Origin of the sequence: Halioxenophilus sp. WMMB6, from assembly GCF_033283405.1 — a bacterium.
In the GTDB taxonomy this organism is placed as follows: Bacteria; Pseudomonadota; Gammaproteobacteria; order Pseudomonadales; family Cellvibrionaceae; genus Halioxenophilus.
The window spans coordinates 959589-980572 of record NZ_JAWMQR010000001.1; the positions used below are offsets into that span (position 1 = coordinate 959589).

General features: G+C 50.3%; 16 protein-coding genes. 10 read left to right on the plus strand and 6 right to left on the minus strand.

Annotated elements, in window-relative coordinates; all coding sequences use genetic code 11:
* Positions 1–544 precede the first annotated feature (544 nt).
* Positions 545–1948 carry a PhoH family protein gene (locus SBL51_RS04120; RefSeq protein ID WP_317929405.1) on the plus strand — a complete coding sequence of 468 codons (1404 nt, stop codon included), beginning with the start codon at positions 545–547 and terminating at the stop codon, positions 1946–1948.
* A gap of 108 nt (positions 1949–2056) precedes the next feature.
* Here the strand turns inward: SBL51_RS04120 and SBL51_RS04125 are convergent, their stop codons facing one another.
* From SBL51_RS04125 to SBL51_RS04140, 4 genes are all read right to left on the minus strand, one after another.
* Complete coding sequence (locus SBL51_RS04125; RefSeq protein ID WP_317929406.1) at positions 2057–2683, minus strand: glutathione S-transferase family protein; 627 nt, start codon at positions 2681–2683, stop codon at positions 2057–2059.
* Positions 2684–2757: 74 nt separating this feature from the next.
* A complete protein-coding gene (locus tag SBL51_RS04130) occupies positions 2758–4611 on the minus strand; it encodes an ABC transporter ATP-binding protein (protein WP_317929408.1) in 1854 nt (617 codons plus the stop codon).
* 248 nt (positions 4612–4859) lie between these two features.
* A complete protein-coding gene (gene miaE / locus SBL51_RS04135; RefSeq protein ID WP_317929410.1) occupies positions 4860–5684 on the minus strand; it encodes a tRNA isopentenyl-2-thiomethyl-A-37 hydroxylase MiaE in 825 nt (274 codons plus the stop codon).
* Positions 5685–5753: 69 nt separating this feature from the next.
* Positions 5754–6227, minus strand: a complete 474-nt coding sequence (locus SBL51_RS04140; RefSeq protein ID WP_317929412.1) for a DUF1289 domain-containing protein — start codon at positions 6225–6227, stop codon at positions 5754–5756.
* A 332-nt stretch (positions 6228–6559) separates the two neighbouring features.
* On the opposite strand from SBL51_RS04140, the gene SBL51_RS04145 reads away from it, so the two are divergent.
* Entirely contained in the window at positions 6560–9184 is a 2625-nt protein-coding gene (locus tag SBL51_RS04145) for a bifunctional aconitate hydratase 2/2-methylisocitrate dehydratase (protein ID WP_317929414.1), read from the plus strand.
* Between the two features lie 191 nt (positions 9185–9375).
* Here the strand turns inward: SBL51_RS04145 and yfbR are convergent, their stop codons facing one another.
* Positions 9376–10026 carry a 5'-deoxynucleotidase gene (yfbR, locus tag SBL51_RS04150; protein ID WP_317929415.1) on the minus strand — a complete coding sequence of 217 codons (651 nt, stop codon included), beginning with the start codon at positions 10024–10026 and terminating at the stop codon, positions 9376–9378.
* Positions 10027–10557: 531 nt separating this feature from the next.
* On the opposite strand from yfbR, the gene SBL51_RS04155 reads away from it, so the two are divergent.
* From SBL51_RS04155 to SBL51_RS04165, 3 genes are all read left to right on the plus strand, one after another.
* Entirely contained in the window at positions 10558–11433 is an 876-nt protein-coding gene (locus tag SBL51_RS04155) for a helix-turn-helix transcriptional regulator (RefSeq protein ID WP_317929416.1), read from the plus strand.
* A gap of 565 nt (positions 11434–11998) precedes the next feature.
* Complete coding sequence (locus SBL51_RS04160) at positions 11999–12808, plus strand: polymer-forming cytoskeletal protein (RefSeq protein WP_317929418.1); 810 nt, start codon at positions 11999–12001, stop codon at positions 12806–12808.
* A gap of 186 nt (positions 12809–12994) precedes the next feature.
* Positions 12995–14236, plus strand: a complete 1242-nt coding sequence (locus SBL51_RS04165; protein WP_317929420.1) for a hypothetical protein — start codon at positions 12995–12997, stop codon at positions 14234–14236.
* A 285-nt stretch (positions 14237–14521) separates the two neighbouring features.
* Here SBL51_RS04165 and SBL51_RS04170 read toward each other — a convergent pair whose 3' ends face one another.
* Entirely contained in the window at positions 14522–15265 is a 744-nt protein-coding gene (locus tag SBL51_RS04170; RefSeq protein ID WP_317929422.1) for an HAD-IA family hydrolase, read from the minus strand.
* Positions 15266–15555: 290 nt separating this feature from the next.
* On the opposite strand from SBL51_RS04170, the gene SBL51_RS04175 reads away from it, so the two are divergent.
* From SBL51_RS04175 to SBL51_RS04195, 5 genes are read left to right on the plus strand one after another with little or no spacing between them, the layout of a single operon-like run.
* Positions 15556–16395, plus strand: coding sequence for a hypothetical protein (locus SBL51_RS04175; protein ID WP_317929424.1), 840 nt, complete (start codon positions 15556–15558; stop codon positions 16393–16395).
* Between the two features lie 15 nt (positions 16396–16410).
* A complete protein-coding gene (locus SBL51_RS04180; protein WP_317929425.1) occupies positions 16411–17091 on the plus strand; it encodes an RDD family protein in 681 nt (226 codons plus the stop codon).
* Positions 17088–18041: a stage II sporulation protein M gene (locus tag SBL51_RS04185; protein WP_317929426.1), complete on the plus strand. Its 954-nt coding sequence runs from the start codon at positions 17088–17090 to the stop codon at positions 18039–18041. The genes SBL51_RS04180 and SBL51_RS04185 overlap by 4 nt, the downstream gene beginning before the upstream one ends.
* On the plus strand, positions 18031–19626 hold the full coding sequence (locus tag SBL51_RS04190; RefSeq protein ID WP_317929428.1) for a hypothetical protein: 1596 nt from the start codon (positions 18031–18033) through the stop codon (positions 19624–19626). Before SBL51_RS04185 ends, SBL51_RS04190 begins: the two co-directional genes overlap by 11 nt.
* Positions 19616–20977 carry a DUF4350 domain-containing protein gene (locus SBL51_RS04195; RefSeq protein ID WP_317929429.1) on the plus strand — a complete coding sequence of 454 codons (1362 nt, stop codon included), beginning with the start codon at positions 19616–19618 and terminating at the stop codon, positions 20975–20977. Before SBL51_RS04190 ends, SBL51_RS04195 begins: the two co-directional genes overlap by 11 nt.
* The last annotated feature ends 7 nt before the right edge of the window (positions 20978–20984 follow it).

Genomic DNA, 20984 nt, shown 5'->3' on the forward strand with positions numbered 1-20984 from the left:
GCGCTCAACGCCCGCCAACAAGAACTAAGTATTCAGCGGTTGGTTATGGTTGATCGCTAGCCAGTGGCAAAGCAGGAATAGTTAGCCGCGTTCATCGAAAAAAAATCACCTCGGAAATACCAGTAAAAGCCGCGATTGATAACGCTGAACAACAGCTAAATAGATACTTAACAAGGTGTTGTAAACCAATGAAATTTTGACACTTTTTAGCATCCCTCCGCCACTCCAAAATAACCAGCCTTATTTATTTCTAGCCAAACGCCCAATTGGGTGTCATAGTCTTTGTCCCTCTTTACCAATCCCCCCTCCTCCCCTCTCAAAAAAGCACTGGCACCGCTGCCAGAGAGCTGTTATAAAAATCGGCAAGCCAGTCGTACGCTTCTGCGACGCGGGGTCAAACTCAGAGCGGTTTTACTACTGCACAAGACTCAAACATCTGGCTATCAAAGGGGTGTCCCTGCCTCCCCCTTCAGCCGAGATGGCGCGCCGCCAAAGTTGGGGCCGGCTTGACCTTACAATTCGATGCTGAAAGGAAGTGAAGCTTATGGGTGAAACGCAACTCGCCGTAACCAGTAATCCAAACCCACCAATCCGCTACGTCCTCGACACTAACGTCCTCGTCCACGACCCCACCGCCCTACACAAATTTGAAGAACACAACGTCATTATTCCAATGACGGTACTTGAAGAGCTGGATAAACTTAAAAACGGACGCAACACCACAGCGGCAGATTGCCGGCAAGCAATACGCGAGTTAGATAAAATTTTGGGCCACGCCCTGCCCGAAGAGATAGAACAAGGCGTTCCCATCCCCAGAGCCAACACCAACTATCCCCCCGGGCGATTATCGGTACTCATGCCGCAACAGCTCGACAACATCACCCTTTTACCCACCCACCTCAACGACAACAAAATCCTCAACGACATCAATCTCCTACGCCACTACTACCCGGATCAACGCGTAGTCCTGGTCACCAAAGATATTAATTTACGCTTAAAAGCCCGCGGCTGCGGTATTGAAGCCGAGGATTACCACAGTGATCAATCCGTCAAAGATATAGAGCAGCTCAGCAAAGGCTTTATTGAATTTAACGGCAGCTTTTGGGACTTGGTCGATAATGTCGACTCGGTTCAGGATATGGGCCAAACTCTGCATCACCTGGCAAAGGCAGGCCCGCTAAAAGATGTTTATTGCAACCAATTTATATTGGATGAGATGGGATTTGTTGCCCGTGTGGTTACTGTTTCAGATGAGCAGGTAATTCTGCTGCACCTGGATCAACATCACCTGATGGAAACCGAAGCCTGGGGATTAAAACCGCAAGATATTTACCAGGCCTGTGCACTCAACCTGCTGCTCGACCCGGATATTCACCTGGTCAATCTCACGGGTTCGGCCGGTTCTGGTAAAACCATTTTGGCTCTGGCCGCGGCGATTGAAATGACCATGGCAACCAAAATGTATCGCCGTATTATTGCCACCCGTAGTACACAGGGGCTGGATGAAGATATCGGCTTCCTGCCCGGAACCGAAGCGGAAAAAATGGAACCCTGGTTGGGCGCCATTACCGACAACCTGGAAGCACTACATTGCGATGACGAGGATTGTTCCGGCAGCGTTGACTATGTACTGAATAAAGTGCCTCTGCACTTTAAATCGTTGAACTACATTCGCGGTCGCAGCTTCCAACACAGCTTAATTATTATTGACGAGAGCCAGAACCTTACACCTCACCAGATTAAAACCATTGTTACCCGGGCCGGCAACGGTTCCAAGGTGATCTGTTTGGGCAACCTGGCACAAATCGATACCCCCTATCTGAATGCCACCAGTTCCGGGCTTACCTATCTGACCGAACGCTTTAAAAACTTTGAGTATGGCGGCAACATTCAACTTCAGGGTGTGCCCCGCTCGGCACTGGCAGAATTTGCCGAAGCAAACCTTTAACCTCATTTAATCATCAAATATTTACCAAACAACCACCACTCAGCGGAACATCGCTGAGTGGTGGCGTGTTTTGTTATTACTCTGCCAGAATTATTGCTCAGACCACTGTTAATTCTCGGGCCATGCTATCGCCATCGCCTTTTGATACGCCGGCCGCTCTTCTATTCGTTTAATGTAAGCCGCGACATTGTCGAAGTGATCGACTTTGGCACCACCGGACTTTGGCCAATAGACCAAATTGAAAACATTTAAAATATCGGCACCACTAAATTCAACGCCGGCCAAATAAGGGTATTCACCCAGACGGGCATTGAGATGCTCCTGATATCGGCGGACACGGTCATCATTAAAAACCCGTAAGTGATCCACCCGTTCATTGCTAGCCGTAACCGCATTCAGCGCCACATGCATTAGCAGGCTACTCTGATAACTGGCGGCAAAAGCAGACCAGTAGAGGTAGTCGGCGTAATTGTGCTGGTCTGCCGTCACACCCAATCGGCCACCACCATGGCGATTAATAATGTATTCAACAATCGCGGCCGATTCACACAACACCAAATCACCATCGCGAATAACCGGTGCTGTTGCCACAGGATGGAGCGCGCGGTAAGCCTCGGGAGTCAACCCCTGTTCGTTACGCTCAAACACCTCCAGTTGATAAGGCAGGCCCAACTCTTCCATTAACCAGACCACACGATCGGATTGGGAAGCCCCCAGGTGATAAATAGTTATCATAATTCACCCCTTACTTGCGATTTACAGATCAACACTCGTTATAAAGCTGTTGCCCACCTGATTTTGAGAAATAGCTAAAAATCGGTAAGAAAGCCTCCAGATTGATGTCGCCACAATTGCGCGTAAAGCCCATTTTTGGAGACCAGTTGTTCATGACTGCCCTCCTCCACTATCCGCCCTTTATCAAACACCAGTAAACGATCCATGGCGGCGATAGTCGACAACCTATGGGCAATAGCTATTACGGTTTTACCCTCCATCAGCCGGGCCAGACTCGCCTGGATACTGACCTCCACCTCGGAATCAAGCGCCGAAGTCGCTTCATCGAGCACCAGAATAGGCGCATCTTTAAGCATTACCCGAGCTATAGCAACACGTTGACGTTGCCCACCAGAGAGCTTAACGCCACGCTCGCCCACATGGGCATCAAAGCCGGTTCGGCCACTGGCATCCATCAACTCCTGAATAAACTCACTGGCTTCCGCTTTTCTGGCGGCGGCGATCATCTCAGCCTCGCTGGCCTCCGGCCGGCCAAATTTAATATTCTCACGTACCGAGCGATGCAGGAGCGAGGTATCCTGAGTCACCATGCCAATCTGGGCACGTAGGCTCTCCTGGCTAACTTCGGCAATATTTTGGCCATCAATGGTGATGCTGCCCTGTTGTATATCAAAAAAGCGTAACAACAAATTTACAAAAGTGGACTTTCCCGCTCCAGAACGGCCAACAATACCCACTTTTTCCCCCGGGCGAATAACGACATTCAAATGCTCAAATACCGGTCGATTACTAGCCTCTCCTTGAGCATTGAGTGCCTGATAATTAAAGCTGACGTTATTAAAGGCGATCTCGCCCTGCCTTACTGTTAGTGGCAGGGCCTGATTCATATCCCGCACAGCCTGCGGCTTAGCCAGCGAGGACATACCATCTTCAACCGTACCAATATTCTCAAACAACGCGCTTACCTCCCACATAATCCAGTGGGACATACCTGTAAGGCGAATGGAAAGACTCATGGCGATAGCAATGGCACCGGTACTGATGGCATCGTTCAGCCACAACCAGATACCCAGCACACCCACGCTAAACACCAGCAGCATATTTACCGCCCAGACGGTTAAATTAAGCAGCGTAACCAGGCGCATCTGCGGGTAGACCGTATGTAGGAACTGATCCATCCCATTGCGCACATAACTGGCCTCACGCTCGGCGTGGGAAAATAATTTCAAGGTCAGAATGTTGGTGTAGCTATCCACGATTCGGCCAGTCATGGTAGAGCGGGCATCGGCCTGCACCGATGAAATTTGCCGCAAACGCGGCAAGAAAATACGGAGAATAAAAATGTACGCCACCAACCAAACAACCAATGGCAAACTGATGCGCAAATCAGCATTAGCCAACAGCACCACCGCCGTAACCATATAAACAGTAGCAAACAGCAGAACATCGAGCATCTTCATAACCGATTCACGTACCGCCAGAGCAGTTTGCATAACCTTGGTCGCGATCCGGCCGCTGAAATCCTCCTGAAAAAACGCGTAGCTCTGATTCATTAAATAACGGTGCGAACGCCAACGCACCGCCATGGGGAAATTACCCATCAGCGCCTGATGAACCACCGCCGAGTGCAGAAACACCACCAACGGCATTATTAACAGCACATAAAGGCTCATCGCCGCCAGTTTTGGCCACTGCTGACTTAGAAAGTGTTCCCGATCACTGGCCGATAACCAATCGACCAACTGCCCGAGAATGGCAAACAGATAAGCTTCACCAACCGCCAAACAGCCGGTCATGAATGCCATCAACACCAAAATCTTCTCCATGCCCTTGGTGTAGTGGCGACAAAACGCAAGCAGTGTTTTTGGCGGTTGCTGCAGGTGCTCCGGTGGGTAAGGCTCCACCAGTCTTTCAAAAAAACCAAACATAAAAATTACTCAAATACCAATAACAGCTACGAGCCTGGATAAACCAAGCTCTAGAAATCGCAAAGCCGCCTGTTGCGACAAAAAAATTGAGTGGTTATCACAATTGAGAAAAAAACAAACATCTGCAAATGGCTTTGATAATGATTTAGCCACAGCAATGCAATTACCGTTTCAACAGTGGTTAGGTTTTGCAGTGTGTTGCATTAGCTCCAACACGGGGGTGTTGCGGCCTAAGGTATAGGCCAGACTTAAGCACAAAGCGTTTCGGGTACACCACTGTGAAAACGGAAGCAGTCATCAGGCGACGAGATCAGGGTCGCCTCCTCGGCACCAATCTCTTGTACTCTAGCCTCAAAACCTGAAGCGACTCTATCGTCGGTTTGGGCGACCTTGTTTGCCAGCGTTAAATAGTCACTGAAATGGCGGGCCTCTGACTTCAGTAACCGGTAGTAAAACCCAGCCAGTTCCGGTGGCAGCCTGGGGGCCAAACGGGCAAAGCGCTCGCACGATCTCGCTTCTATGTAGGCGCCAATAATCAGCTTATCGACCAGAGTGGCCGGCTCGAAGGTGCGCACCATTTTAATTAGCCCCTTGGCATAGCGGGAGGCGCTGATGGCGTCGTAGGTGATATCGGATTTCTGCAAAATCTCTAAGACCTGTTCGAAATGCAAAAGCTCTTCTTTAATCAGCGCGACCATTTTACGGATGATCTCAGCTGCCAGCGGTTGCCCCTCACAAGCCGTTAACGGCACACTCAGCACCGCTTTTTTATCAGGGAAGATGCCATTCCCCTTTTTGAAGTAGACAAAATCCTCGTAGGGTTTGGTCCACTCAGCGACAACACTTTTATCATCGTCAGCCAAAGCGTAGCGGCGCATCAGTTGTAAACCAGTCTGTGCCGCTTTCAATTCACAGTTACAATGGTCAATCAGCAAAATTGGCCTGTTCTCCGGCTTAACGGCCTCCTGCAGCCAAGCCTCCGGCGTGGGACACTGAAGAAACGCATCGATGGGCGTCAATAGTGCATCTAAATTGCGCGGCGCTGAATCCTGAGCCTTGGGGGCATCAACCATAAGTAATCTCAAATAGTTTTACAGCAAATAGTTTTACAGAATGGTGCAGTCTTTGAAGTTAACCTGCGGCTAGAGCTGAGATGGTGCAACTGGCAGTTGCGGCGGGCGAAAATAACGATCGTAGTGCGCTTTAGACAACAGGTAGAAGTGCTGGTCGACCGACTGCTTCAGCTCAACTAGGGTCAGATGCTGAAACTCCCGCTTCACGGCCACACCGTAGACGCTGATATCGGTTATCTGGCTAGCGCCCGCTTTTAATAGATCAAACACCCAGCACATTGGATCCTGATCCGATTGATAGCTGATTTGCTGGTGACGCAGTTGCGCCTGCAACTTTTCAGCATCAATTATGAAGAAATGGTTAGCCACTACCTGGGCCAAAAAACTGGCCAATCGGTTAGCAATGACCCGCCTTTGATCGTTATCATAGCCGTTCCAATGAATCACTTCGTGGCTGAACCGCTTGCAACCGCGACAGACATCATCGCCAATGCCCGTAGAACAGATACCAACACAAGGGGTTTTAACCGGCTTGAAGATCATACTGAGTGTAGCCCTGAGAGAAAATTGAACGCGGGCTATTATCTTGAATGTCGCCGCTTTTTGCCAAATAAGCTTGTGAAAAATTTCCTACCATCGTCTACTGGTCAGAATACGACCAATTAGTACACTTTTTGCTTGATTTTGACCCGCAATTGCAACCAGCCATTGGACGATCACCGGTTAGATTCTTAACAGTCTTCGTCGAATCCTGTAGAATACGCCGCCCGAGCCACCGGTCGAACTGGAACGCTCGATCCATGCGTGACATGGATAGCCTCCGGCAGCAGAGATCCTGAGGTCAGGAGTAACCCTATTTAGAAGAGGATATCACCGTGCTTGAAGCTTACCGTAAACACGTAGAAGAGCGTGCCGCTGAAGGCGTGCCTCCCAAGCCCCTGAATGCCGAACAGGTAGCCGGTCTTGTGGAGTTGTTAAAAAGCCCACCAGCGGGAGAAGAAGCCACCCTGCTGGATCTGATCTCTAACCGCGTTCCACCCGGCGTGGATGAAGCGGCCTACGTTAAAGCGGGCTTCCTGACCGCCATTGTTAAGGGCGATGCCACCAGTCCCCTGATTTCCAAAGCCGATGCCATCAAACTGCTGGGCAACATGCACGGTGGTTACAACATCGAGACTCTGGTTGCCGCACTCGACAACCCCGAGCTGTCCACCCTGGCCGCTGAAGAGCTGAAACATACCCTGCTGATGTTTGACTCCTTCCACGATGTGGAAGAGAAAGCCAAAGCCGGCAATGCCAACGCCCAAGCCGTTATGCAATCCTGGGCCGATGCCGAATGGTTCACCAGCCGTCCTGCCGTCGCCGACAGCATGAAGATGGTGGTTTTCAAGGTTACCGGTGAAACCAACACCGATGACCTGTCTCCAGCACCGGATGCCTGGAGCCGCCCCGATATCCCGGTACACGCCCGCGCCATGTACAAAATGACCCGCGATGGCCTGGTACCAGAAGAACACGCCGTTACCGGCCCGCTCAAGCAAATTGAAGAGATTAAAGCCAAAGGTATGCCCGTCGCGTTTGTTGGCGACGTGGTCGGTACCGGTTCTTCCCGTAAATCTGCCACCAACTCCGTGCTTTGGTACTTCGGCGACGACATTCCCGGTGTACCCAACAAGCGCGGTGGCGGTGTCTGTATCGGCCTGAAGGTTGCTCCTATCTTCTTCAACACTATGGAAGATGCCGGCGCCCTGGTTTTCGAAGCCCCGGTTGACGAAATGAACATGGGCGATGTCATTGAGATTCGCCCCTACGACGGCAAGATCCTCAACGAGAAAGGCGACGTCATCAGTGAATTTGGCTTCAAATCCGACGTCATTCTGGATGAAGTACAAGCCGGAGGCCGCATCAACCTGATCATCGGCCGCGGCCTGACCACCAAAGCGCGTGAATCTTTGGGTCTGCCACCTTCTACCCTGTTCCGCATGCCAAGCGCACCCGTCGACAGTGGCAAAGGTTTCTCACTGGCCCAGAAAATGGTCGGCCGGGCCTGTGGCCTGCCCGAAGGTCAAGGTGTACGCCCAGGTACCTACTGCGAACCCAAGATGACCACCGTTGGCTCCCAGGACACCACTGGCCCAATGACCCGTGACGAGCTGAAAGATCTGGCCTGTTTGGGCTTCTCCGCCGACCTGGTAATGCAGTCGTTCTGTCACACTGCGGCCTACCCTAAACCAGTTGATATCGACACCCAGCACACCCTGCCGGACTTTATCCGCAACCGTGGCGGTGTTTCACTGCGTCCTGGCGACGGCATCATCCACAGCTGGTTGAACCGTATGTTGCTGCCAGATACCGTGGGTACCGGTGGTGACTCGCACACCCGTTTCCCAATGGGTATCTCTTTCCCAGCCGGCTCCGGTCTGGTTGCCTTCGCTGCTGCCACCGGTGTAATGCCTCTGGATATGCCAGAGTCCGTCCTGGTTCGCTTCAAAGGTGAGAGACAGCCCGGTATCACCCTGCGCGACCTGGTGCACGCCATCCCCTTCTACGCCATTAAGCAAGGTTTGCTGACCGTTGAGAAGAAAGGTAAGAAAAACATCTTCTCTGGCCGCATTCTGGAGATTGAAGGCCTGAAAGGTTTGACCGTTGAGCAGGCGTTCGAGCTCTCCGATGCCTCCGCTGAGCGTTCTGCCGCCGGCTGTACCATTGAGCTGGAAGAGGGTTCAATCAAAGAGTACCTCACCTCCAACATCACTCTGTTGCGCGCCATGATTGCCGACGGTTACGGTGATCCCCGTACCCTGGAACGTCGCGCTCGCAAGATGGAAGAGTGGCTGGCAAGCCCTGCCCAGCTGAAAGGCGATGCCGATGCCGAATACGCTGCGGTTATCGAAATCGACCTGAGCGAAGTGAAAGAGCCTATCGTTTGCTGCCCGAACGACCCAGACGACGCAAAACTGCTCTCTGAAGTTGCCGGCGACGAAGTTAACGAAGTGTTTATCGGCTCCTGTATGACCAATATCGGTCACTTCCGCGCGGCTGGTAAACTGCTTGACCAACATAAAGGCGGTATGAGCACCCGCATGTGGTTGTCACCTCCTACCAAAATGGATGAACACATCCTGATGGAAGAAGGCTACTACAACATCTTCGGCCGCTCCGGCGCCCGTATGGAGATGCCCGGCTGTTCGCTGTGTATGGGTAACCAGGCTCGTGTGGCTCCCAACAGCACCGTGCTCTCTACCTCTACCCGTAACTTCCCCAACCGTTTGGGAGATGGTGCCAACGTCTACCTGACCTCAGCCGAGTTGGCCGCAGTCGGCGCAATTCTGGGTAAACTGCCGACTCCGGCAGAGTACATGGAATTTGCGAAGAATCTGGACTCCATGTCAGCGGAGATCTACCGTTACATGAACTTCGACAAAATTGCCGAGTTCCAACAGAACGCGGAAGAAGGCAAGAAAATTGCCGCCGTACAGATCGAAGAGGTTCAGGTTTAATACCTGCAAAAAAGAAAAGGTGGCTTAGGCCACCTTTTTTTGCTCCATGAAATGTGTTTTTGCTCATTAAATGTACTTTATTAAGAGCACCCTCAACTGCGCTGAGAGCCGAACTGAGCCAATCAGCTCCACCATCACTAACCGATCAATCGTGCCCTGAAAGCAACCAACACCAGGCTGGCAGCTACGGTTCATGCCAGTTTCAGCTTGCGGATGCTATCGGCTGAAAAGATGGTTCTGCCTTCGAATTCAGAGGCGGCATCTTTAACCTGGCCCTGATGATCACCCTCCTCCGCCACAAAAACCGACAGAAAGTAGTCCACCTCTGGCAATCCATACGAGTGTAAACGCGTCTTCAAATTACTGACCGTAGCCTCATACTCGCGATTACCATTGGCAAGTTCGGCCAATGCCTTTACGTAGGCTGATAGGTTATCGGCGGCCTTGATGAATTTAGCCTCTTCCTCACTCACACCCTGGCCGCAGATTACCTGCTTGAAAACACTACGCAACTCTACAGGCAACATCGAGACTAACGACTGTTCTGCGTCCTGCTCTATGACCTTATAGGCCTTTTGTATCTCTTCCGAGTAGTATTTCACGGGTGTGGGCAGGTCGCCGGTAATCGCTTCGGCGCTGTCGTGATAGAGCGCCAGCGTTGACAGCCGGTCGGGGTTGATCCGGCCCTGGAAACGTTGATTGTTGATACAGCCCAACAGATGCGCAATAACCGCCACCTCCCAACTGTGTTCCATCACGTTCTCGGTTAAAGTGTTGCGCTTCAGGCTCCAGCGCTGAATCCAGCGCAGCCTGCTAACCGCTGAGAAAAAGCCGCTAATCATAAACACCTCTCGTAACCATGGTTATCTCTGTTTAGGTAAACAGTGCTACCGATGATTGAAAAATGACAAACGCGCTCAGGCCCTACCCTTAAGATACTGCACACTGCGTCTTATCAGCGCTGCTTGCCAATGCTTCTTGTCTGTGAGGATTAGGCTGGTAATGAATCATCCTCACACCCTGGAGAAAAGATCGACCGCATTCCACATTGCCATTTGCTCTACAATCAATTTACCGGAGCGATCCATAACCGATAGCACTGAGACTTATAGAGATCACAGGAAGAGCTCATACCAATAGCCCGGTTGGACCCACTAGTTCAGTTTCATAATAGAGGGCGGGTTGGTTAGTCGCTCAACGCTACGGCTAACCAATAGTGAGTGATTCGTGGCAGAATATCAAATTACAGCAAGGCAAAATGTGTAGCCTAATCAGGTAGGTTTTATCTATTTAAGAACGACATTACAATCTTTTTAGACAAAAACCACTAAATAGCCGATTCACTATCTAGATATTGTAGGATTGAGTCAGAAATGAGTGAGCCACAAGCGATCAAAATGGACTTAAAACTTCGCTATAAAGTGATAGAAATTATCAGTTTTTGGGAAGGAAAACTCAATGCCAGCCACCTCTGCCGAGCATTTGGCATTGGTCGACAACAGGCCTCCAAGGATATCAACGACTATCTGAGCAACATTGCCCCCTATAATCTTATCTACGACAAAACACTCAAAGGTTATCGACCCAGCTCTCGATTCAAACCTGTCTTCACCCGCGGCGATGTAACCGAGTACCTGCAACTGCTCACTGCGGCCAATCAAATCGATGACCCTTTACTCGATGTGTCTTTGCTCGACCATAGTTTACAACCGGTATGTATAGAGTCGGTACAAACGCCTAGCAAAACTATCAACCCAACTATTTTGTCGACATTAATTTTAGCCATCCGCAAAAAGTATCGAGTCGAAACCACCTATGTCTCATTAAATAACCCAAAACCCGAGAGCAGAATTATAGAACCACACACATTGGTTTTCAGCGGTAACCGCTGGCATGTGCGAGCATACTGTGAAAAAAACCGGGACTTTAGAGATTTTGTACTCAGTAGATTCCGAGGGGAAATAGAGCTGATCAACGAAGCTCTAATCAGCAGCGACGAGGATGCCTACTGGCATCACTTTGTGCGGATAAAAATAATTCCAGACACCCGCTTAACCCCAGCCCAACGAAAGGTGGTGGCCACAGATTATGGCATGCAGCGCAATGCACTCTATTTAGAAACCAGAGCCGCCTTGGTGAATTATGTTTTACAGCAATTCAATTTAGACCCAAAAAAAATTGAAGCCAAACCTGAAGCGCAGCAGCTAATGATTGGCAATCTATCCGAAGTGGAGAAGTGGCTTTTTTAATTAACAAACAGATAGGTTACGCCAACCAGAAACTCCAATATATACCCTGATTTTTTTAAAGAATGCTCATAACCCTGCCCCAAAAATTGACAGTTATTACCTTAAACGAAATAGTTAGAGCACGCCTATTTCAGACCTAAATCTTTCGTTCATAAAAGCAAAAGCAGCTTGGCAAAGATTTATCCCGGCCATCCGATTACCCACCAAAGCAGATAGCGCATAAATATGAGAGGCTCTGTTTCATTACTCTCAAAGTAATACTTGGCCCACCTAAAATTCGCACATGATAATATTGGCAAACCCACCACGCTTAATCACAAAACAACTTTACACGCCATCCAGAATATCAATTTTTTCTAAATAACTTTTCACGAGAAAAAGCACTCATCAGGTCATTATTAATTATTAAGTCGGCGCAACCAATTTTTAAAATTGTTAACTCCTGCACACTTGCTCATAAATAGTTGCCACCGCAATACAATCCTCACTACCACTTCACAAAACTTTGCTAGGCTTAATAAAAGCTGTAAGAACAAAGATTCCAGAGAGTCGGGTTTAAGCACTAATGAGCGAACACATATTAAGCATTGGCAAAATATGGCCAGGCAAATCCAGAAAAAGTATCCATCCGGCGGGCAAAGCCGATGTGTTTATGGAAGAGCTGAGTGACCTGGAGGAGACTATCAGTGAGCTCAGCGTTATAGCACAGGAAACAAACGATCCAACCGCCGAAGTACCAAGCAACAACACCCCTTTTGAAATCCCCCTCACCCCCGAAACATCAGACACCAGCGACTTGCTAGCAGAGGCAAGCAGTAGCACCCATGGAGAATCCGTTATGAGAAACGCCAAAAGCGAGTTCGAAAGCACTACATCCCTGCCAACCAATGAGTTCTCCAGCAATGAGCCACAAGCTCCCATTGCGGTATTGGGGCCTAAAATCAGGCTGCGTGGTGAACTGGTCGGCGAAGAGGACTTAATTGTTCAAGGCCAGATAGACGGTACTATCGATCTGCGTGATAACCATTTGACGGTTGGTAAGCAAGGTATTGTTAAAGCCAATGTGATCGCCAAAACCGTCACCGTCGAAGGCCAGGTAAAGGGCGACATCATTGGCCAGGAGCGAATTGCAATCCTCGCCTCCAGTAATGTGGAGGGCAATTTGACCGCAGCCAGAGTTGTACTGGAAGATGGCGCCAAGTTCCGCGGCTCTATTGATATGGACGTGGATACACATAAAAGTGAACCCCAAAAGCCCGCCGCTGCAGCCAGCGCGCCTAAAAGCCAAGCTGTCCCAGCCGCCATTAGCCCAGTAGCGAGCAGCTCAACAGCCACCCCTGCCCCTACCTCCTCTAGTGACAGCGAAACTGAATAAATCACCCCTCTGACTGAAGGGCCGCACACTCAACTTTGTGTGCGGTAAGCCAGATGAGTTGAACAACCCGTTTTCTATTGGGGGACGGGTTGCTAAATTTGACCATCAAAACCCGAACCCAGGCAGCTTTGCCAAGCTACCCTACCGATTTATTATTTAACTCTTCGAATGCCTCTGGCTGTCTTTATGGCGTTGACCTCTATGGTGCTGCATCGCTCCCCGGCTCTAACAGCCATTTACAATGAACTGTCCGCAGATCAACGCACTAAACGGGTACTCGACCTCGGACCTATGCGGCCAAGCACCTTTAACTTTTTCAGTGACTTGAAATGCAATATTCATTTTGAGGATATCAATAGTTTCATTGCCGATGCTCAGCAACTGCATGCTGAGTTACAGCTTGAGAGCCTAAAAGAGTACCTACAAAGCCAGGTTGGCAAACAAAAGTTCGATGCCATCCTGGCCTGGGATCTTTTCAACTATTTGACACCCGATGCCATCAAAACCCTACTGGCAATGATGCAACCCTACTGCACACCTAACTGCCTACTACAGGTTTTTCACTACACCCAAAAGCTGATTCCCGCCAGGCCACGAGCATTTAAAATCGTCGACCAGTATTTTATGGAGCTTGGTGAGAGTGATTTGGCAGATCGTCAAACGCCTCAGCTGGCCACCTATCAGTTGCTTAAACACATACCGGGTTATGTCGTACAGGAGGGCTTGGCCAATAAGGAAGGCATGGCACCGGGGATCGCAGAATATCTTTTAAAATATTCTCCAGATCAAAATCATCTGCTTAAACGTGCAGTGGCCAAAACCGAATTCCTAGAGTCCATGGCAGTTAGCGGTCTACCCCTGCACACGTCACCCAGCATGGCCTCAATACAGTTAGATCAACGGGCAACCCTATTGGATCTTGGCCCGAGTAATCACCATAATGCCGGGTGGTTGAGTAAATATTTTCGCGAGGTCTATTCCGAAAATATTGTCATGTCATTACAACAGGCCAGCACCGATTCCACCGGCACTGAACCGGCACAACTGGGCAGAAGCGCATTGAATTTTGCCAACCAGGTACGCTTTGACTATGTGCTGCTTTGGGATACCCTGAATTTCTTAAATAGAGCACAAATTGAATCAATATTTTCAAGATTGCTTCCCCACCTACACACCAACACATTGATCTTTGCCTACCTCTATTTACCCACCAAAGTACCCGCTGCCCCTTGCATCTATAAAATTTCTAATCCACAGCAGGTAGCCATCGCCCACTCGGGGATGAAACCAATGGCCTTCCATCAACATAACGCTATTGAATTCGCCCGCATGTCGCCCTCTTTGTCGGTCAAACAGACATTTCTATTGAAACCGGGCATGGCCTCTGGGCTCACCGAATATCTCTTCCACAGCCCGGCTACGGATTAATCCCAAGCCAGCCACAGCCACGCCTGGATAACCGTGCTGTCGATGCGCGGCCGACTTGCCCAGGTTATGGTGGTCAAATCCCTGGCCACACTGGCGACCGAGGTACACGTTGAAGCGATTTCCCAGGCAGACGCCCAGCCTGGCTAGCTGAGGCAAACTCGACGAGGTTCAAATGTGCAATAGAGGTGGCAGCAACTGCACCACTCCACAGCTGTTACCCAATCCAATCAGGAGAGCCTAACGGCCCTGCCCGACAGACAGACAGACAGACACAAAGAGATTAGTTTAGAAGGGGTGCAGCCGTCGAATTAACGCGGGAATTTCACTGGGGTGCACAAGCGTATGATGTGGGTTAATACCCAGTTCCGCATCCAGCGGTTGTTGATGCTGAATCCAGATTGAAGTGATGCCACTGTTGTGAGCTCCCTGGATATCGGCCGCCAGACTATCACCAACATGCACTACCTCATGGGCTTCACATCCGGCCAGTCGCAATGCCTTAAAAAAGATACTGGCTGCGGGCTTCTGCTCTGGCTCCTGACCGCCGATAACAATATGGTCGACATAGCGGCTCAGATTCACAGCTTCAACTTTGGGAATTTGTGAATACTCTGGGCCATTGGTAATCACCACTAAGGTAAAGTATTTACGAGCCTCGATTAAAAATTGCTCAATTCCAGGGTAGAAAGTAAACGCCGCCAGGCGGTCGCTATCGAATTTGGTCTGTAAGGCTAATGCAGCCTCTTCCGACAGCTCCTTGCCATGGGCATCGTAAGCCAGGTCTTTAATCAGCTGAATGCGAAAACTCTCCTCCGACTCCTCTTGAACAATCGGCATATAGCGCGCTTCCTGTGCCGGTGTCCAACGGCGATAAATACCATCCACATAAGCTTGCGCTAATCCAGCCTCCGGCTCTGCAGTAGCCAGGTACTCTTGGAAAGCGCGGGCAAGCAGCTGTATCGCCTTATTATTAGCCCCCTGGGTATCACACAGGGTGTCATCCATATCTAAAAATAACGCTTTTAACAAATTTACCTCCCAAGCGCACATTTGTGGCATTCACAGCTTTTAATGGCCTTCAGTGCCGGTTATTCTGCGCTCAACGCCGTATAGCTGTACAAAATTGGGCACCAGTTTACCTTTTATTAACGGCTAATTGGTGGGGCTAAACTACAATAAAAGCCAGCATATAGCGAAAAGCCAGTGCCAAATAGCTCAGAGAGAGATCCTTTGCTGCGCTTCTCGACAAAAATTAAGGCCATCTGTGAGTATAGTGACGGGAAATGCACACAGGATAATGCAACAAGGAGGTGGGTCCGATGACTGATATATACCAGGCGCCCAAGGCGTCACTGTTTGAACATATCGATACCAACTCAGCCCAATATGGCTCTATAGAGGCCGGCCTTAGAGGCGATTACGAACTCTCCATAGGCGCCATATTTACTGAAGCCTGGGCCCGCACCAAAGGGGCTAAAACCAAGATATGGCTTGGCCTGCTGCTGTGCTGGGTAATCAATACCGCCATCTCGTTTGGCGCACAAATGTTTATGGCGGTGTTCATTGGCCTGGGCGCGGTCGCCTTTGACGACCCAATGCTTCAGGCGGTAGTCCCGGCTGTATTGAGCTTTCTAACCATCGCAGTGATGTTCTTTGCTACTGCACCGCTAATGGTGGGCCTGCTGATGCTGGGGGTACGCCGTGCGGTGGACGCCCCACTCCACGCCACCAGCGTCGTTAACTATTTCGGAAAAATTCTTCGTATTGGTGGCACCTACCTATTGAGCACACTACTCATTTGGCTCTCGTTACTTCTCTTTATTCTGCCGGCAATCTATTTGGGAATTGCCTATTTTATGGCCACCCTGGTGGCCGCCGAAAAAGATATGCCCGTCTGGCAAGCCATGGAGACCTCAAGAAAAATCACCACCAAAAAATGGTTCTCTTTCTTTGGCATCTTTATTCTATTAATGCTCTGTTACCTTGCCCTGTTTCTGCCTGGTATGGTCGCCATTGTGGCTTCAACCCCTTGGTACGTCATCACACTGGCTTTCTTCGCCGGTTTTATCGGCCTACTTTGGTTCCTGCCTTTCGCCGTGGTTACCATTGGCGTGATGTACCGTAATATGTTTGGCTGTGAGCCAGCCTCTGCTCAATAAATACCCCATAGCTGCATGATTGACACCCGCTATCGCGTAGAAACCCCCGAAGGCATCGATCTCCAGGCTCAATTAGCCGGGCCGGTGCCGCGTATGCTTGCCTTTAGTATCGACCTCGCCATTCGAGCCGGCGTCCTTTTTTTGGCCATGATGGTGTTTGGCGTACTAGGATGGGCGATGGGGATCCTATTGGTGATCTTCTTCCTGATTGAGTGGTTCTACCCGGTCTTCTTTGAGGTGTTGAACAAGGGCCAAACACCGGGCAAGCAGATTCTCGCAATTCAGGTGGTCAATGATGATCTCACCCCGGTGGGTTGGAACACCTCCGTCGTCCGCAACCTGCTACGCACCGTGGATATTCTGCCAATGTTCTATCTCGGTGGTTTGATCAGCCTGATACTCACCCAACACTTTCAGCGACTGGGAGATATCGCCGCTGGTACTCTGGTCGTTCACCGCGAACCGCAGCAGAAAAAGAGCGTGTTGCCCGCCGTGATCGCTCAGGCTCCGGCGATTCCTCTGGCCTTGGAAGATCAAATTGCCATTATTGGCTTTACCGAGCGCCATCAACAACTCACAGAGAGTCGCCAGCAGGAGCTGGCAGACATACTGCGGCCAGTACATGGCCTGCATGGGCAGTCAGCCGTCAATTATCTGCACAGTGTGGGCCGCTGGCTTTTAGGTGAAAAAGATTGAAGCAGCAAGCGTTTGAAGAGCTAAACCAACCCCTATGGTTGGAGGTGGAATCCGTTCTGAACGACAGCAAGGGCAAACCCGGGGCGGACTTCCCCCGGCAATATCGCGCCCTGTGTCAACAATTGGCCGTGGCCAAATCCAGGCGCTATACCAGCCACCTTATTGATCGCCTAAACCGCCTGGTAGTAGAGGCTCATCACGTCCTCTATCGGCGCAGTGCCGTTTCGCAAAGCCGCTGGTTGTGGTTTTTGGTGTACGGTTTTCCTTCCGTCATACGGCGCAACAAGTCCTACGTGTTGTGGGCCAGCATCCTCTTTTACCTGCCACTGATAGCCATGGGTACCGCCTGCTTCGTTAATGAAGATATGATCTACTCCATTATGGACCCCGACGCTGTCCGTAATTTCGACTCCATGTACGACCCTGGCAACGAATCAATCGGCCGGGAGCGGGATTCCGAAACCGATCTCGCCATGTTTGGCTTCTACATAAAAAACAATGTAGGTATCGGGTTTCGTACCTTTGCTGGCGGCATGCTATTTGGCGTAGGAGCTATCTTTTTTCTTATTTTTAACGGCATCTCCATAGGTGGCGTTGGCGGGTATCTTACGCAGATTGGTTACATCGATACCTTCTATGGCTTTGTGGTTGGCCACAGCGCCTTTGAACTCACCGCCATCGTCTTTTGCGGTGCCGCCGGGCTTAAACTCGGCCTCAAACTCCTCGACCCTGGACCACTTAAGCGAGTGGATGCCGTTCGGCTGGCCGGCAGAGAAGCCATTCTGATTGTCTACGGCGCAGCGCTGATGCTGGTGATCGCCGCCTTCATAGAAGCCTTCTGGTCCTCCACCCGCTCCCTGCCCCTGGTGATCAAATACAGCTTTGGTGCGGCTATGGCGATCATGTTACTGAGTTACTTCTGTTTTTCGGGCAGGCGCTATGAATCTTAACCGCATCAATATTGAGCCGCGGTTACGAAGCGCTTGGGAAGCTATCGACCTGGGATTCCGGCTGGCCAAAGAGTGGTACAGGCCATTGCTGTTAACCTGGCTGATCCCCATGATGGTACTGGCAAGCATCACCGCTCTCGCGTTACAAAATTACGATTGGCTCGCCCTAATCATCATCTGGTGGTTTAAACCGCTGTTCGATCGGGCGCCCCTCTTTTTTATTAGCCGGGCTCTGTTCGGTGAAAAGTTAGGGGTTGGTGAAGTACTAAAGCAGCTCGGTTCTATCTATCGCTTTGAGTGGTTGGCCAGCCTCTCCTATCGCCGCTTTAGTTTTACCCGCTCTTACGATTTACCCATCACGGTACTTGAAGGGTTGTCTGGTCAGCAACGAGCAGATCGCCTGCGCGTGCTACACCGCCGCAATTCCGGCGCCGCTGTCTGGCTATCCATCGTCTGCATCTGCTTAGAAGTATTCCTGGTTTACGGAACATTAATCTTTGTGGAACTGTTAATACCCGAGCAGACTGATTACGGCGTGCTTACCAGCGACTTTATGGAGTCCACAACCGGCATCTGGATAGAATATGGCTTATGGACCATAGCCATGTCCTTAATCGCCCCCTTTTATGTTGGTGCCGGCTTCGCGTTATATATAAACCGTCGTATTGAACTGGAAGCCTGGGATGTCGAAATTCGCTTTCGACAGATGGCTGAGAACACCACCCCAGCAGAACCGCCTAAGCGCGGCCTGATCATCGGCTTGGCACTAGCACTCGCACTAACATTCTGCCTATGGCTACCCAGCCCGCAAAGCCTGGCAGAAACCGCGCCCGAGCAGGAAAGCACCCCACCGGTTCTCGAAATTAACAGTGCTGAAGCCGCTAAAAACCTGATTAAAGAGGTCATGGCCGAAGAGACCTTTAACCGCACTGCCGAGGTTAAACACTGGCGCCGCAAGGGTTCAGAGAACCAAGATGAGACAGACTCCGAAGAGAAGAGCTGGTGGGAAGAAAAGCTGGATGCCTTTTTTGAATGGCTTCTCTCCCAGGATGACGACAAAGCAGGCGACAAAGAGCGCAAATCAGAACTACCAGACTTCGCACTCTTTTTTGAGATCATGCTCTGGGGTATGGCCGCTCTCCTCATAGGCTGGCTGCTCTACAAATACCGGCAAAACATCCGGCATTTGGTGCAGAAACTGGGAGCACCCAATGAAGGCAAACCTAGCGAAAAAGCACAAATTTTATTTGGTTTAGAGGTCACCCAAGAGAGCTTGCCCAACGACATTCCGACTCGCGTAGCAGAACTCTGCCAACAGCAACAATATCGCCAGGCGCTGAGCCTGCTCTATCGGGCAAGCCTGGCTAACCTGATGCACGACCACGGCTTTAGATTTTACGACAGCCACACTGAAGGCGAATGTGTGAATATCGTAAAAGCCGGCGGCAATGTCAGTTTGAGCCAGTATACAGAAGAGCTAACCATCTCTTGGCAACGGCTAGCCTACGGCCACCAAGTACCAGCACAAATCCACATAGAACATCTGTGTGGTCGCTGGCAGGAGGTTTTTGTCCGTGAAGAATAAATTCATCCTGCTGATACTTATTTTATTTATTGCACTGCCCACAGCGGCCTTCTTCCTACTTTTCGAACCCTACTACGAGACCCAAAAACTAGGCTGGAGTCCAACGGCCTACCAAAACAGATACCTGGCCGCCGAAAAATATCTGGCCCGGGCCGGTATCGAGGCAACAACCAGTAACAGTCTGATAAACGCCAATCCGCTCAGTGAAATTGACACTATTTTTATTAGTGACGCCCGCAATGTACTCACCAAACAGCAGACGGAAGAGTTATGGCAGTGGATAAGCAACGGCGGGCACCTAATTCTCTCTGGCCCACCAACCGATTGGGAAGCTGGCAGCTCCGCCTTGCTGGAACGGCTGGGTATAGAGATCTACAGCACCGATTGTGACTGTGACCGCACCAACTATTTCTTCGATGACGAAGCCTCAGGGGAAAACGATGACGATACAGAGGAGCCGGTTAAATCCAAAGATCATGGCAATTTAAAGGAGCTGCTTGATACACCGGAAAAGAGCGACGATAGCCACCACCCCATCGACGAAATAAGTGGCAGTGATACCACAGACAATAACAATAACAGAACTGATAAAGCCCCCATAGAGGAGAGCACCGACCCGAGCCTGATCACTGAGCTCGAGTTCGATGAGGTAGATGGTGTACTCCATATTAATTTCAACCCAGCCACGGCCCTCTATCACCCCTACATGGATGACGAAGAAGACACAGAGAGCGACAGCCAGCCCTTCTATTGGCAAGGTAGCGAGTGGGGTACGCACTTTATGCAGTTTTATATTGGCGAGGGAATGGTTTCGGTGGTGTCGGACCCGGCCATCTGGCAAAACTATTACCTCGAAGAGTTTGACCACGCCTACCTGCTTTCGATACTAACCGACTACTCAAAAACCGTGCGTTTTATTGTCGGTAGTAACATGCCATCGCTAGCTGCCCTTATTTGGCAGAATGCTCCGGAATTTGTAATTGCCTGTGGCTTGCTACTCATAACCTGGCTCTATTACCGCAGCAGACGCTTTCTACCCGCCACCGGTATCAACTACACCGTACGCCGTTCACTGGCAGAACATATTCAGGCGGTGGGTGATTATTTATGGCAACAGAAACAATCGAATGCACTACTCGCCTCCATTCGGCAAGAGATCGAACAGAGGGCAGGTTTTTATATTGGCGGTTTTAATCAACTCTCCCAAGCACAGCAGTACCAAAAACTAGCAGAGTTGGCACAACTGCCGATGGAACGAGTAGCCAGCGCTATGGCGCAAACCGACATCATCAGCGAGCTGGTGTTTACCGAGACCATTCAATCCCTTCAAACGATAAAAGCGAAGCTATAACGACAGC